Source organism: Amycolatopsis lexingtonensis, from assembly GCF_014873755.1.
Classification (GTDB): Bacteria; Actinomycetota; Actinomycetes; order Mycobacteriales; family Pseudonocardiaceae; genus Amycolatopsis; species Amycolatopsis lexingtonensis.
In genome coordinates, this window is sequence record NZ_JADBEG010000001.1 from 10,122,820 (window position 1) to 10,137,748 (window position 14,929).

At 73.2% G+C, this 14,929-nt stretch carries 1 protein-coding gene; it reads left to right on the forward strand.

What is annotated here, in order from left to right; all coding sequences use genetic code 11:
• Window positions 1-7: 7 nt before the first annotated feature.
• Window positions 8-14,926, forward strand: a complete 14,919-nt coding sequence (locus H4696_RS46630; protein WP_192782917.1) for a type I polyketide synthase — start codon at window positions 8-10, stop codon at window positions 14,924-14,926.
• The last annotated feature ends 3 nt before the right edge of the window (window positions 14,927-14,929 follow it).

Genomic DNA, 14,929 nt, shown 5'->3' on the forward strand with positions numbered 1-14,929 from the left:
GTTGGCGATGTCAGAGCAGGACAAGCTCCTCGAGTACCTCAAGCGCGTGACGGCCGACCTGCACCAGACCCGGCAGCGGCTGCAGGCGGCGGAGGCGGCCGAGCAGGAGCCGATCGCCATCATCTCCCTGGCCTGCCGGTACCCGGGCGGGGTCGCCTCGCCCGAGGACCTGTGGGACCTCGTCGCCACCGGCACCGACGCGATGTCGGGCTTCCCGGAGGACCGCGGCTGGGACGTCGACCGCATGTACGGCGACGAAGGCGCCCGCGCGGTCGAAGGCGGCTTCGTCCCCGACGCGGCCCGGTTCGACCCCGGCCTGTTCGGCATCTCCCCGCGCGAGGCGCTGGCCATGGACCCCCAGCAGCGCCTGCTGCTGGAGACGTCCTGGGAACTCCTGGAGCGCGGCCGCCTCGACCCGTTTTCCCTGCGGGGCAGCCGAACCGGCGTGTTCATCGGCGCCAACGCGTCCGGCTACAGCAGCACGCTGCAGGCGGCCGCGGGCTCCGAGGGCTACCTGCTGACCGGCGAAGCCCCCAGCGTCATGTCGGGGCGGCTGTCCTACACCTTCGGGCTGGAAGGCCCATCGGTCACTGTGGACACTGCGTGTTCGTCGTCGCTGGTCGCGCTGCACTGGGCGTGCCAGGCCCTGCGGCAGGACGAATGCGGCCTCGCGCTGGCGGGTGGCGTCACCGTGATGGTGAGCCCGCTGGCGTTCGCCGAGTTCAGCCGCCAGCGCGGCCTGGCATCGGACGGCCGTTGCAAGTCCTTCGCCGACGCCGCCGACGGCACCGGCTGGGGCGAAGGCGTCGGCATGGTCCTGCTCGAGAAGCTGTCCGACGCCCGCCGCAACGGGCACCGGATCCTCGGCGTCATCCGCGGTTCCGCGGTGAACTCCGACGGCGCGTCGAACGGCCTGACCGCCCCGAACGGCCCGTCGCAGCAACGCGTCATCCGCCAGGCGCTCGCCAACGCCGGCCTGTCCACTTCGGACGTCGACGCGGTCGAAGCCCACGGCACCGGCACGGCGTTGGGCGACCCGATCGAGGCGCAGGCGCTGCTGGCCACGTACGGCCAGGACCGCCCCGCGGACCGCCCGCTGTGGCTCGGCGCGCTGAAGTCGAACATCGGGCACACGCAGTCGGCGTCCGGTATCGCGGGTGTCATCAAGATGGTCATGGCGTTGCGGAACGAGATGCTGCCCCGCACCCTGCACGTCGACGCCCCTTCGTCCGAAGTGGACTGGTCGGCCGGTGCGGTGGAGCTGCTGACCGAACCCCGCCCGTGGCCGGCCGGCGCCGCTCCCCGTCGAGCCGGCGTATCCGCTTTCGGGGTGAGCGGCACGAACGTGCACGTCATCATCGAGGAAGCCCCCGCGGCTGAAGCCGTCGAACCGCCCGCCCCCGCCGCCGGTCTGCTGCCGTGGGTCATCTCCGGAGCGAGCGACGCGGCTTTGCGGGAGCAGGCCCAGCGGTTGCTGGAGGCGGACCCCGACCCGGTCGACGGTGGGTACTCGCTGGCGGTCACCCGCGCCGGCCTCGCTCGCCGGGCGGTGGTGCTCGGCGCCGATCGTGCGGAATTGCGGGCGGGGCTGGAGCGCATCGAGGACGCCGTCACTGGGACGGCCGATCCGGACGCGCTCCTCGCGGTCCTCTTCACCGGCCAAGGCGCCCAGCGAGTCGGCATGGGCGAGGCTCTCTACGCTCGCTTCCCGGCCTACGCAGCCGCCTTCGACGAGATCCTCACCCACTTCGATCCCGCACTCCGCGAGGCCTTCACCGACCCCGAGCTGCTAGACCGCACCGAGTTCACCCAACCGGCACTCTTCGCCGTCGAGGTAGCCCTTTTCCGCCTGGTCGAGTCCTTCGGCATCCGCCCAGATTTCGTAGCAGGCCACTCAATCGGCGAAATCTCCGCCGCCCACGTAGCCGGAGTCCTCTCACTGGAAGACGCCTGCCGCCTAGTCGCCGCCCGCGCCTCCCTAATGCAAGCCCTCCCACCCGGCGGCGCAATGGTCTCGATCGCCGCCCCCGAATCCGCGATCACCCTCACCGACGGCGTCTCCATCGCCGCGGTCAACACCCCGGAGTCAGTCGTCATCTCCGGCGACGAATCCGCAGTCCTGGCCATCGCCGCGCAATTCCCGAAAACCAAGCGCCTCACCGTCAGCCACGCGTTCCACTCACCGCTGATGGACCCCATGCTCGAAGACTTCCGCGCGGTCGCCGAGTCCCTCACCTACCACCCCGCCGAAATACCAGTGATCTCGAATGTGAGCGGTGCTCTCGCCGAGCCGTTCACCGCCGACTACTGGGTCCGCCACGTCCGCGAGGCAGTCCGCTTCGCCGACGGCATCGCCACCCTCCAAGCCGCGGGCGTCGGCGTCTTCCTGGAACTGGGCCCGGACGGCGTCCTCAGCGCGATGATCGACGGAACCGCGATCAGTGCTCTACGACGAGACCGCTCCGAAGAAAGAGCACTGCTCACCGCATTGAGCACCGTTCACGTCCACGGCATCGACGTCGACTGGGCCGCGTTCTACCCGGGTGGCCGCCGCATCGACCTGCCCGCGTACGCCTTCCAGCGCGAACGCTTCTGGCCACGCGGCGGCGTGGCCCACGGCGACGCCGGTTCACTCGGCCTGGGCGGTCTGGATCACCCGCTGCTCGGCGCCGCGGTCAGCCTGGCGGGCCACGACGGCGTCGTCTTCACCGGCCGGCTCTCCCTCGAAACCCAGCCGTGGCTCGCCGGGCACGCGCTCGGCGGGACGGTCCTCGTCCCGGGTACCGCGCTGCTGGAACTGGCCGTCCGGGCTGGTGACCAGGTCGGTTGCGATGTCGTCGAGGAGCTGACGCTCGAAGCCCCGCTCGTCCTGCCCGGCCGCGGGGGCGTCGCGATCCAGGTGTTCGTCGGTCCCGCCGACGGCGCCGGCCGCCGCGAACTCACGCTGCACTCGCGTCCGGACGACGGCGCCACTCCGGGCCAGGACACCGACACCTGGACCCGCCACGCGAGCGGCCTCCTCGCCACCGGCGCCCAGCCCGCCGCGGAGCTGACGGAATGGCCGCCGCCGGGCGCCGAGCGCGTCCCGACCGACGGCCTCTACGACGGTCTGGCGAGCCTTGGCTTCACATACGGCCCGGCGTTCCACGGCTTACAGACGGTCTGGCGCCGCGGCGAAGAAACGTTCGCCGAGGTAACGCTCCCCGAGGAGTTCCAGCCCGACGCGCCCACGTTCGGCCTGCACCCAGCGTTGCTGGACGCGGCCCTGCACCCACTCGGCCTCGCCGCCCCCGCGGACACTCCCGCGACCGGCACCGGCGGCATGCCGTTCTCCTGGAGCGGCGTCACCCTGCACGCCTCCGGCGCGACAGCCCTGCGCGTCCGGTTGTCCCCAGCCGGCGACAACGCGGTCTCCGTCACGGTCCACGACCAATCCGGCGGCCCCGTCGCATCGGTGGATTCCCTGGTCCTCCGCCCGATCGCCAGTCCCACAGCCCCCACCCAAAACGGCTCTCTCTTCCGCCTCGACTGGACCGCGGTCCCAGCGGGCCCGGCAACCGACGCGGTCGTCCTCGGCCCGGACACCTTCGACCTCGGCCTCCCGCTCACGCCCGACCTGGAAACCGACGCGCCCCTGGTCTTCGCCGCCCCCGCCCCGAGCGTCGCGAATGAGTCATTCGCGACCTCCGTCCAGGCCGCCACCCACCGCGCGCTGGCCGTCGTCCAGGACTGGCTCGCCGCAGATCGGCCGGGAAGGCTGGTCGTCGTCACCCACGGCGCCGCCACCGACCCCGCCGCGGCCGCCGTCCAAGGCCTGGTGCGCTCAGCCCAATCCGAGCACCCGGGCCGCTTCCAGCTCCTCGACCTCGACGGCACCGACTACCCCGACCTCACCACCCTGCCCGCGGCCGAACCCCAGCTCGCCGTCCGCGAAGGCAAGTTCGCCGCGCCCCGTCTGGTCCGCGCCCACAGCGGTGCCCTGACCGTCCCGGATGGACACTGGCGGCTCACCACCACCGGCGGCACCCTCGACGGCCTCACCCTCCAACCTCACCCCGAGCAGGAACTCGGCCCGGGCGAAGTCCGGGTCGCCGTCCGCGCTGCCGGCGTCAACTTCCGCGACGTCCTGATCGCGCTCGGCATGTACCCGGACCCGGACGCCGTTCTCGGTTCGGAAGCCGCCGGGGTCGTCACCGAAGTCGGGCCGGACGTCACCGGCCTCGCGCCCGGTGATCGGGTGCTGGGCCTGTTCACCGGCGCGTTCGGCCCCACCGCCGTCACCGACGCCCGGCTGCTCGTCCCGGTGCCCGAAGGCTGGACCTTCGCCGCGGCCGCCTCCGTGCCGGTCGCGTTCGTCACCGCCTACTACGCCCTGTTCGACCTCGGCGGGCTCGAAGCGGGCCAGTCCGTGCTCATCCACGCCGCAGCCGGCGGCGTCGGCATGGCCGCGGTCCAGCTCGCGCGCACGAAGAACGCCGAAGTCTTCGCCACCGCGAGCCCGGCCAAGCACGACGCCGTCCGCGCGCTCGGCGTCACTCACATCGCGTCCTCGCGCGATCTCGAGTTCTCTCAACGGTTCCTCGCCGCCACCGGGGGACGCGGCGTGGACGTCGTCCTCAACTCGCTCACCGGGTCCTTTGTGGACGCGTCGTTCGACCTGCTGCCGCGCGGCGGCCGGTTCCTCGAGATGGGCAAGACCGACCTGCGCGGTCCGGACGCTCGCGAAGGCGTCGCCTACCTCCCGTTCGACCTCGGCGACCCGGGCCCGGACCGCATCCAGGAGATCCTCCGGGATCTGGTGCGGCTCTTCGGAAACCAAGAGCTGACCCCGCTTCCGGTCAAGGCCTGGGACGTCGTCCGCGCGCCGGACGCGTTCCGCTTCATCAGCCAGGCCAAGCACATCGGCAAGAACGTCCTGACCGTCCCCGCCGGGCCGGACCCGGACGGCACCGTGCTCGTCACCGGCGGCACCGGCACCCTCGGCGGCCTGCTGGCCCGCCACCTCGTGACCACCCACGGCGTCCGGCGCCTGCTCCTGACCAGCCGCCGCGGCGCCGCCGCCCCGGGCGCGGCCGAACTGGTCGCCGAGCTCACCGCGCTCGGCGCAGACGTGCGCGTCGAGAGCTGCGACGTCACCGACCGCGCCGCCCTCGCCGCGCTGCTGGAATCGGTGCGCCTGACCGGTGTCGTGCACACCGCGGGCGTCCTCGACGACGGCGTCGTCGAGTCCCTCACCCCCGGTCGGCTCGACGCGGTCGTCGGGCCCAAGGTCGACGCCGCGCTGAACCTGCACGAGCTCACCCGCGACCGCGACCTCGCGTGGTTCGCCTTGTACTCGTCGCTGGCCGGGGTCGCCGGCGCGGCGGGCCAGGCCAACTACGCGGCCGCCAACGCCGCCCTCGACGCGCTCGCCGCCCGTCGCCGCGAGCAAGGCCTGCCCGGCGTCTCGCTCGCCTGGGGCCAGTGGGCCGAAGCCAGCGGCATGACCGGCACCCTCGACGAAGAAGACCTCTCCCGGATCGCGCGCTCGGGCATCGGCGCACTCAGCACCAGGGAAGCCCTTTCCCTGTTCGACGCGGCCCAGGTGGCCGGCGCCGGCTGCGTCGTCCCGGTGCGCGTCGACCTCGGCGCGCTGCGGGCTCAGGCCGAGCACCTGCCGACGTTGTGGCACAGCCTGGTCCGCGTGCGCACGCGCCGCGCGGCCGGTCCCGTGCCGGGCGCCGACGGACTGGCCGCGAAACTGGCCGGGCTGAGCGCGGACGACGTCCGCCGGTTCCTGCTCGACCTCGTCCGGACGCACGTCGCCGCGGTCCTCGGGCACGACGGCGCCGAAGCCGTCGAGCCGGCGAAGGCGTTCAAGGACCTCGGTTTCGACTCGCTGACCGCCGTCGAGCTGCGCAACCGCCTCACCGCGGTGACCGGCCTCCGGCTCCCGGCGACGATCACCTTCGACCACCCGAACCCCCAGGCGCTGGCCGCGCTGCTGCAGACCGAACTGGGCGGTGACGCCGAAACCGGGACGCCCGCGGCGGTCACGACGGTCGTCGACGACGACCCGATCGCCATCGTCGCGATGAGCTGCCGCTACCCGGGCGAAGTGACGTCGCCGGAAGAACTGTGGCACTTGGTCGAGACCGGCCGCGACGCGCTCACGCCGCTGCCCGCCGACCGCGGCTGGGACCTCGCCGCGCTGGACGCCGCCGAGGGCGGGTTCGTGCACGACGCGGGCGGGTTCGACGCCGAGTTCTTCGGCATCTCGCCGCACGAAGCCCTCGCGATGGACCCGCAGCAGCGGCTCCTGCTGGAAATCTCGTGGGAAGCGCTGGAACGGGCCGGGATCGACCCGCGCTCGTTGCGCGGCAGCAGCACCGGTGTGTTCGTCGGCGCCGCGCACCAGGCCTACGGCAGCGGCGTGGCCGAGGTGGCCGCCGGCGTCGAGGGGCACCTGCTGACCGGCAACGCGACCAGCGTCGTTTCGGGTCGCGTCTCCTACACCTTCGGCTTCGAAGGCCCCGCCGTTTCGGTCGACACCGCGTGCTCGTCGTCCCTGGTCGCCCTGCACTGGGCGGTCCAAGCGCTGCGCGCCGGCGAATGCGATCTCGCGCTCGCGGGCGGCGTCGCGGTGATGGCGCAGCCGGGCATGTTCGTCGAGTTCGACCGCCAGGGCGGGCTGTCTTCGGACAGCCGCTGCAAGGCGTTCGCCGAGTCCGCCGACGGTACGGGCTGGGGCGAAGGCGCGGGCCTGGTGCTGCTGGAGCGCCTGTCCGACGCCCGCCGCAACGGCCACGAAGTCCTCGCCGTGGTGCGGGGTTCCGCGGTGAACTCCGACGGCGCGTCCAACGGCCTGACCGCGCCGAACGGCCCGTCGCAGCAACGGGTCATCCGCGCCGCGCTGGCCGGAGCCGGGCTGACACCGTCCGAAGTGGACATGGTGGAAGCGCACGGCACCGGCACCACCCTCGGTGACCCGATCGAAGCGCAGGCCCTCCTCGCGACCTACGGGCAGGACCGCGACGAGCCGCTGTGGCTGGGCTCGCTCAAGTCGAACATCGGGCACACGCAGGCCGCCGCGGGCGTCGCGGGCGTCATCAAGGTCGTCATGGCGCTGCGGCACGGCGTCCTGCCGCGCACCCTCCACGTGGACGCGCCCTCGTCGCGCATCGACTGGGAGTCCGGCGCGGTCGAGCTGCTCACCGAAGGACGGCGTTGGCCCGAGACCGGCCACCCGCGCCGCGCCGGGATCTCGTCGTTCGGCATCTCGGGTACCAACGCCCACACGATCATCGAGCAGGCCCCGCCCGCCACCCCCGTCGCTGCCGATGACCAGCCCGAGCCCGGGCTGGTCCCGTGGCTGCTGTCCGCCCGCGACGCGGACGCGCTCACCGCACAGACCGACCGCCTCCGCGTCCACGTCGAGGCCCGGCCGGAGCTTTCGCCGGTCGACATCGGTCATTCGCTGGCCCACTCCCGCGCCGCGCTCGACCACCGCGCGGTGGTGTTCGGCGCCGATCGTGAGGAACTCCTCGCCGCACTGGAAAACCCGCCGGTCACCGGCATCGCCCGCCCGGACCGGCGCTTGGCGGTGCTGTTCACCGGCCAAGGCGCCCAGCGAGTCGGCATGGGCGAGGCTCTCTACGCCCGCTTCCCGACCTACGCGAAGGCTTTCGACGAGGTCCTCACCCACTTCGATCCCGCACTCCGTGAGGCTTTCACCGACCCCGAGCAGCTAGACCGCACCGAGTTCACTCAGCCCGCGCTGTTCGCCATCGAGGTAGCCCTCTTCCGCCTAGTCGAGTCCCTCGGCATCCGCCCCGACTTCGTGGCCGGCCATTCAATCGGCGAAATCACGGCCGCCCACGTAGCCGGAGTCCTCTCGCTCGAGGACGCCTGCCGCCTGGTTTCCGCCCGCGCCTCACTCATGCAAGCCCTCCCCGCAGGCGGCGCAATGGTGTCCATCGCTGCCCCCGAGTCCGCGATCACCCTCACGGAGGGCGTCTCCATCGCCGCGGTCAACACCCCGGAGTCGGTCGTCATATCCGGCGAGGAGTCTGCGGTCCTGGCGATCGCGGCGCAGTTCCCGAAGACGAAGCGCCTGACGGTGAGCCACGCGTTCCACTCGCCGCTGATGGATCCCATGCTCGACGAGTTCCGCGCGGTCGCCGAGTCCCTGGAGCACCGCTCCGCGACGATACCGGTGATCTCGAATGTGAGCGGCGCTCTCGCGGAGTCGTTCACGGCGGACTACTGGGTCCGCCACGTCCGCGAGACAGTCCGCTTCTCCGACGGCGTGTCGACGCTCAAGGCTGCCGGTGTCGACGTGTTCCTGGAGTTGGGCCCCGACGGCGTACTGAGCGCGATGATCGACGGAACCGCGATCAGTGCTCTGCGACGAGATCGCTCTGAAGAGAGAGCACTCCTCACCGCGTTGAGCACTGTTCACGTCCGCGGCATCGACGTCGACTGGACCTCGTTCTTCCCTGGTGGCCGCAGGGTCGACCTGCCCACCTACGCGTTCCGGCACCGGCGCTACTGGCTCGCCGGCGAGCCCGGCGCCGCGCCCGAAACCTCGGCTGGCGGGGACTCGGGGTTCTGGGACGTCGTCGCGAGCGGGAAGCTGGCCACCGAACTGGAGCTGGATGACGACGTCGCCGCAGCGGTGGCCCCGGCCCTGTCGGCCTGGTACCGCCGACGGCGCCAGGAGTCCACTGTGGATTCATGGCGGTACGGCATCACCTGGCGCCCGGTCACGCCGGACGCCGCCGCGCCGTCCGGGAACTGGCTGCTGGTCGTGCCGGAAATGGGAGAAGCCGGTGTCGTGGCCGGGGTCGCGCAGACGATCATCGAACGCGGCGGGCGGATCACCCCGGTGCGGATCGACCCGCTGCTTTCTCGCGCCGAGTTCGCCGAGCAGGTACGCGACGCACTGGGCGATTCCGAAGTGGACGGTGTGCTTTCGCTGCTGGCCCTCGCCGACGACGGGATCGCGGCGGGCACGGCCACGCTGCTGCAGGCCCTCGGCGACCTCGGCACGGGCGGCCGGCTGTGGTGCCTCACCCGGGGCGCGGTCGCGGCCGTGCGCGCGGATCGCGTCGAAGCACCGGTCCAGGCGCAGGTCTGGGGCCTCGGCCGGACAGCCGCCATGGAGTACCCCCAGCGCTGGGGCGGCCTGATCGACCTCCCCGCCGAGCTGGACGACCGCGGCCGCGAACGCCTCGCCGCCGTGCTCGCGGGCACCGAGGACGAGGTCGCGCTGCGCCAGTCCGGTGTCTTCGCGCGACGGCTGGAGCGCCGCGCCACGATCCCGGGCGAGGCCTGGCAACCGCGGGGAACCGTGCTGGTCACCGGCGGCACGGGCGCGCTCGGCGCCCAGGTCGCCCGGCGGCTGGCCGCCGGTGGGGCCGAGCGGCTGGTGCTGCTCAGCCGTCGCGGGCCGGCCGCACCCGGTGCCGCGGAACTGGAAAGCGAACTGATCTTGCTCGGCTGCGACGTCTCGATCGTGGCCTGCGACGCCGCCGACCGCGACGCCTTGGCCGCGGTGCTCCCCGAAGATCTCAAAGCGGTGGTGCACACCGCGGGCGTCCTCGACGACGGCGTCATCGAGTCCCTCACGCCGGAGCGGTTCGACGCCGTCCTGCGGGCGAAGGCGGCCGCCGCCGAGAACCTGGCCTCGCTCACCGGGGACCTCGACGCCTTCGTCCTGTTCTCCTCCATGGCCGGCGCGTTCGGCGCGGCGGGCCAGGGCAGCTACGCCGCGGCCAACGCCCACCTCGACGCGCTCGCGCAGCACCGGCGCGCCGCGGGCCTGCCCGCTGTCTCGATCGCGTGGGGCCCGTGGGCCGGGGACGGAATGGCTGCCGGGGACGCCGAAGCGCGGCGCCGGCTGCGTGCCGCGGGTGTCGGCGCCCTGGAGCCCGGCCTCGCGCTCGACGCCCTCGCCGCCGAGGCCACCGGGGACACGCCGGTGGCGGTGGTGGCCGATCTCGACTTGGACGTCTACCTCCCGGCGCTGCGGGCCGTCCGGCCGCGACCGCTGTTCACCGGGTTCGCCGAAACCGCCGAGATCCCGGTGCCCGTGGCCGAGGAACCGGCGGGCCTGCTCGCCGGGCTGTCCGAAGAGGACGGCGAGCGGAAGGTCCTCGAGCTGACCCGCACGCACGTCGCGGCCGTCCTGGGGTACCCCGACGCCGCCGCGGTCGACGCCGGGCGCGCGTTCTCCGAAAGCGGGTTCACCTCGCTCACTGCGGTCGAGCTGCGCAACCGCCTCGACGCGGCGACCGGGCTGAGCCTGCCCGCGACCCTCGTGTTCGACCACCCGACCCCGGCCGCGCTGGCCCGGCACCTGCACCGCGAACTCCTCGGCCGCCTGCCGGAACCGGCGGACACCAGGCCGGCGCGCACGGACACCGACGAGCCGATCGCGCTCGTCGCCATGGGCTGCCGGTTCCCCGGCTCGGTCACGACGCCGGAAGATCTCTGGCGGCTCGTCGCGGACGGCGTCGACGCGATGACCGGCCTGCCCGAGGACCGCGGCTGGGACCTCGGCGCGCTCTACGACCCGGAGCACGGCAAGAGCGGCCACAGCTACGTCCGCGACGGCGGTTTCCTCGACACGGCAGCGGAATTCGACGCGGCCTTCTTCGGGATCTCCCCGCGTGAGGCCCTCGCCATGGACCCGCAGCAGCGTCTGCTGCTCGAAATCGCCTGGGAGGTCTTCGAACGCGCCGGCCTCGACCCGCATTCGCTGCGGGGCAGCCGCACCGGCGTGTTCGCCGGCACCAACGGCCAGGACTACGCCGGCTTGCTCGGCGCGGCGGGTGAAGAGGTCGGCGGGTTCATCGGCACCGGCAACGCGGCCGCGGTCGTGTCCGGGCGGCTGGCTTACGCGTTCGGGCTCGAAGGTCCGGCGCTCACCGTCGACACCGCGTGCTCGTCCTCGCTGGTCGCCATCCACCTCGCCGCTCAGGCCCTGCGCCGCGGCGAATGCGATCTGGCCCTCGCCGGCGGCGCGACTGTGATGTCGACGCCGGCCACTTTCGTCGAGTTCAGCCGCCAGCGCGGCCTCGCTTCGAACGGCCGCTGCAAGGCGTTCGCCGAGGCGGCGGACGGCACCGGCTGGGGCGAAGGCGCCGGACTGGTGCTGCTGGAGCGGCTGTCCGACGCACGCCGGAACGGCCACCGGGTCCTCGCGATCGTGCGCGGCTCCGCGGTGAACTCCGACGGTGCTTCCAACGGCCTGACCGCGCCGAACGGCCCGTCGCAGCAGCGGGTCATCCGCGCCGCGCTGGCCGACGCGGGACTGTCCACTGCGGACGTCGACGCGGTCGAGGCGCACGGCACCGGAACCACCTTGGGCGACCCGATCGAGGCCCAGGCCCTGCTGGCCACCTACGGGCAGGACCGCGAAACGCCGCTGTGGCTCGGTTCGGTGAAGTCCAACATCGGCCACACTCAGGCCGCCGCCGGGATCGCCGGGGTCATCAAGATGGTGCTGGCCATGCGCCACGGCGTCCTCCCGCGGACCCTGCACGTCGACGCGCCATCGTCTCATGTGGACTGGACGGCGGGTGCTGTCGAGCTGCTCACCGAGCCGACGCCGTGGCCGGAGACCGGCCGCGCCCGCCGCGCCGGGGTGTCGGCGTTCGGCGTCAGCGGTACCAACGCCCACCTGGTCCTCGAAGCCGGTGAACCCGAGCCGGCCGCCGCTGTCGGGAGTGGACTCACGCTCTGGCCGCTGTCCGCCCGCGACGAGCAGGCCCTGCGAGACCAGGCCCGCCGCCTCCGCGCTGCCGTCACCGACGACGTTCCCGCGGTCGGGGTCGGCCGCACCCTCGCGACCGGCCGCGCGGCCCTCGACCACCGGGCCGTCGTGCTCGGCGACGGCACCGGCGAACTCCTCGCCGGGCTGGCGGACCTGGACAACGTCGTCCGCGGCACCGCGACGCCCGGTGGGCGCCTGGCCGTGCTGTTCACCGGCCAGGGCACGCAGCGGGCCGGGATGGGCCGCGAGCTGTACGACCGGTTCCCGGTGTACGCCGACGCTTTCGACGCCGTGTGCGCCGAGTTCGACGGCCTGCTCGACGCGTCCCTGCGCGAGATCGTCTTCGACGGCGGCGACCGTCTCGATCAGACGGGCTACACCCAGCCCGCGCTGTTCGCGGTCGAGGTCGCGCTCCACCGGCTCGTGACGGCGTGGGGCGTGCGCCCGGACTTCGTCGCCGGGCACTCGATCGGTGAAATCACGGCCGCCCACGTAGCCGGTGTCCTGTCCCTCGAAGACGCCTGTCGCTTGGTCGCCGCTCGCGCCTCCCTGATGCAGGCCCTTCCGCCCGGCGGCGCAATGGTGTCCATCGCCGCCCCCGAGTCCGCGATCACGCTGACCGAGGGTGTCTCCATCGCCGCGGTCAACACCCCGGAGTCGGTGGTCATCTCCGGCGAGGAGTCGGCAGTCCTGGCGATCGCGGCGCAATTCCCGAAGACCAAGCGCCTGACGGTGAGCCACGCGTTCCACTCGCCGTTGATGGACCCCATGCTCGAGGACTTCCGCGCGGTCGCCGAGTCCCTAACCTACCGCTCCGCGACGATACCGGTGATCTCGAATGTGAGCGGTGCTCTCGCCGAGCCGTTCACGGCCGACTACTGGGTCCGCCACGTCCGCGAGGCGGTCCGCTTCGCCGACGGCATCGCCACGCTGCAAGACGCGGGCGCCAGCATCTTCCTCGAGCTGGGTCCGGATGGGGTGCTCAGCGCGATGATCGACGGAACCGCGATCAGTGCTCTACGACGAGACCGCTCCGAAGAGAGAGCACTGCTCACCGCGTTGAGCACTGCTCACGTCCACGGAGTCGACATCGACTGGGCCGCGTTCTACCCACCGGCGCCCGCGGTCGACCTGCCCACCTACCCGTTCCAACGGCAGCGCTTCTGGCCCGAGCCCGCGACACCGGTGTCCGAAGCGGACTCCGAGTTCTGGCGGGCCGTCGAGGGCGAGGACCTCGACTCGCTCGGCTCCCTGCTCGGCCTCGACGGCGACCAGCGCGCGGCCATCGGCACCGCTCTCCCCGCGTTGTCCGGCTGGCGGCGGGAAAGCCGGACCGGCTCGCCGGCCGACGCTTGGCGCTACCGGGTCGTCTGGCGCAAGCTACGCGAAACCGGATCGGCCGTCTCGGGGGACTGGCTGTTCGTCCTGCCGGAAACCCTCGACGACCTCGGCGCGGTGACGGCGGTGGCGGGTGCCTTCGCGACGTCGGGGGCGCGGCCGCTGGTCGTCCGGGTCCCCGAGGACGCCGACCGCGTCACCGTCGCCAAGCTGGTCGAGGCCAAGCTGGCGGAAGAACGCTCGACGCCGTCCGGGGCGCTGTCGTTGCTGGCCTTCGCGGCCGGCGCGCCCGGCTCGGCCGTGGCGGGCGGCCTCCCGCAGACCCTCGCGCTGGTGCAGGGCCTCGGCGACGCGGGCGTCACCGCGCCGCTGTGGTGCGCCACCCGCGGCGCGGTCGCGACGGCGGACAGCGAGCCGGTCGCGGATCCGGCCCAGGCCCAGTTCTGGGGCTTCGGCCGGACGGTCGCGATGGAACACCCGAACCGCTGGGGCGGCCTGGTTGACCTGCCGGAGACCGTCGGGCCCGAGGACGGCGAGCGGCTGTGCGCGGTGCTCGCGGCAGGCGGCGAGGACGAAGTCGCCGTGCGGCCCGCCGGGGTCTTCGCCCGTCGGCTCGTCCGCGACACCAGCACCGGTCCACAGTGGACACCGTCGGGCACGGTGCTGGTCACCGGCGGGACCGGGGCGCTCGGCGGGCACGTGGCCGACTGGCTGCTCGGCCACGGCGCCGAGCACGTCGTCCTCGCGAGCCGTCGCGGTGGTGAAGCGCCGGGCGAGCACATGACGGTCGTCGCCTGCGACATCGGGGACCGGGACGCGGTCGCGGCGCTGCTGGCCGAACACCCCGTGTCCGCGGTGGTGCACGCGGCCGGCGTGCTCGACGACGGCGTTGTCGACACCCTCACCGGCGACCGGTTCGCGGATGTCCTGCACGCCAAGGTGACCGGCGCCCGGGTCCTCGACGAGCTGACCGGCGACCTCGACGCCTTCGTGCTGTTCTCCTCGCTCGCCGGCGCGGTCGGTGCCGCCGGGCAGGCGAACTACGCGGCCGCCAACGCCGAGCTGGACGCGCTCGCCCAGCGCCGTCGCGCGTCGGGCCGCGCGGCCGTCTCCATCGCGTGGGGCCCGTGGGCGGGTGGCGGCATGGCCGCCGAAAACGCCGACCGCATGCGGCGGGCCGGGGTCACCCCGCTGCCGCCGGCGGAGGCCGCGGCCGCGCTCGGCCGGATCACGCGCTCGCAGGTCGTCGCCGACATCGATTGGGACACCTACCTTTCGGGGCAGGCGCGCCCGCTGTACGCCGAACTCGCGCCGGCGGCTCCGGCCGCCGAAGTCCACACCGGACTCGGTGACCGCCTGACCGGACTGTCCTCGGCGGACGCGGGCGAACTCGTCCTCGACGTCGTCCGCGAGCACGTCGCGGCGGTGCTCGGCCACGGCCGCGCGGCGGACGTGGCTCCGGACCGGGCGTTCAGCGAAACCGGCTTCACGTCGCTGACCGCCGTGGAGCTCCGCAACCGCCTCGACCGCGTCACCGGGCTGAGCCTGCCCGCGACCCTCATCTTCGACTACCCGTCGCCGGCCGCGCTGGCCCGGCACCTCACCGCGGAACTGGCGGGCGACGAGCCCGCGTCGCGCGGGGTCGACGGGCTGCTCGACGAGCTCGGCCGGCTCGGCGCGAGCCTGGGCGACGCCGACCGGGCCCGGGTCGCCGAGCAGTTGCGGCTGCTCACCGCGGGCTGGGCGGGCGAAGCCGCCGCCCCGAGCCTCGACACCGCCAGCGACGAGGAGATGTTCGACCTCCTCGGCAAAGAGTTCGGCATCTCCTGATCC

Excerpts from the sequence above, each read along its gene's own strand:
- H4696_RS46630 (WP_192782917.1), top strand. The coding sequence starts at position 8 with ATGTCAGAGCAGGACAAGCTCCTCGAGTACCTCAAGCGCGTGACGGCC.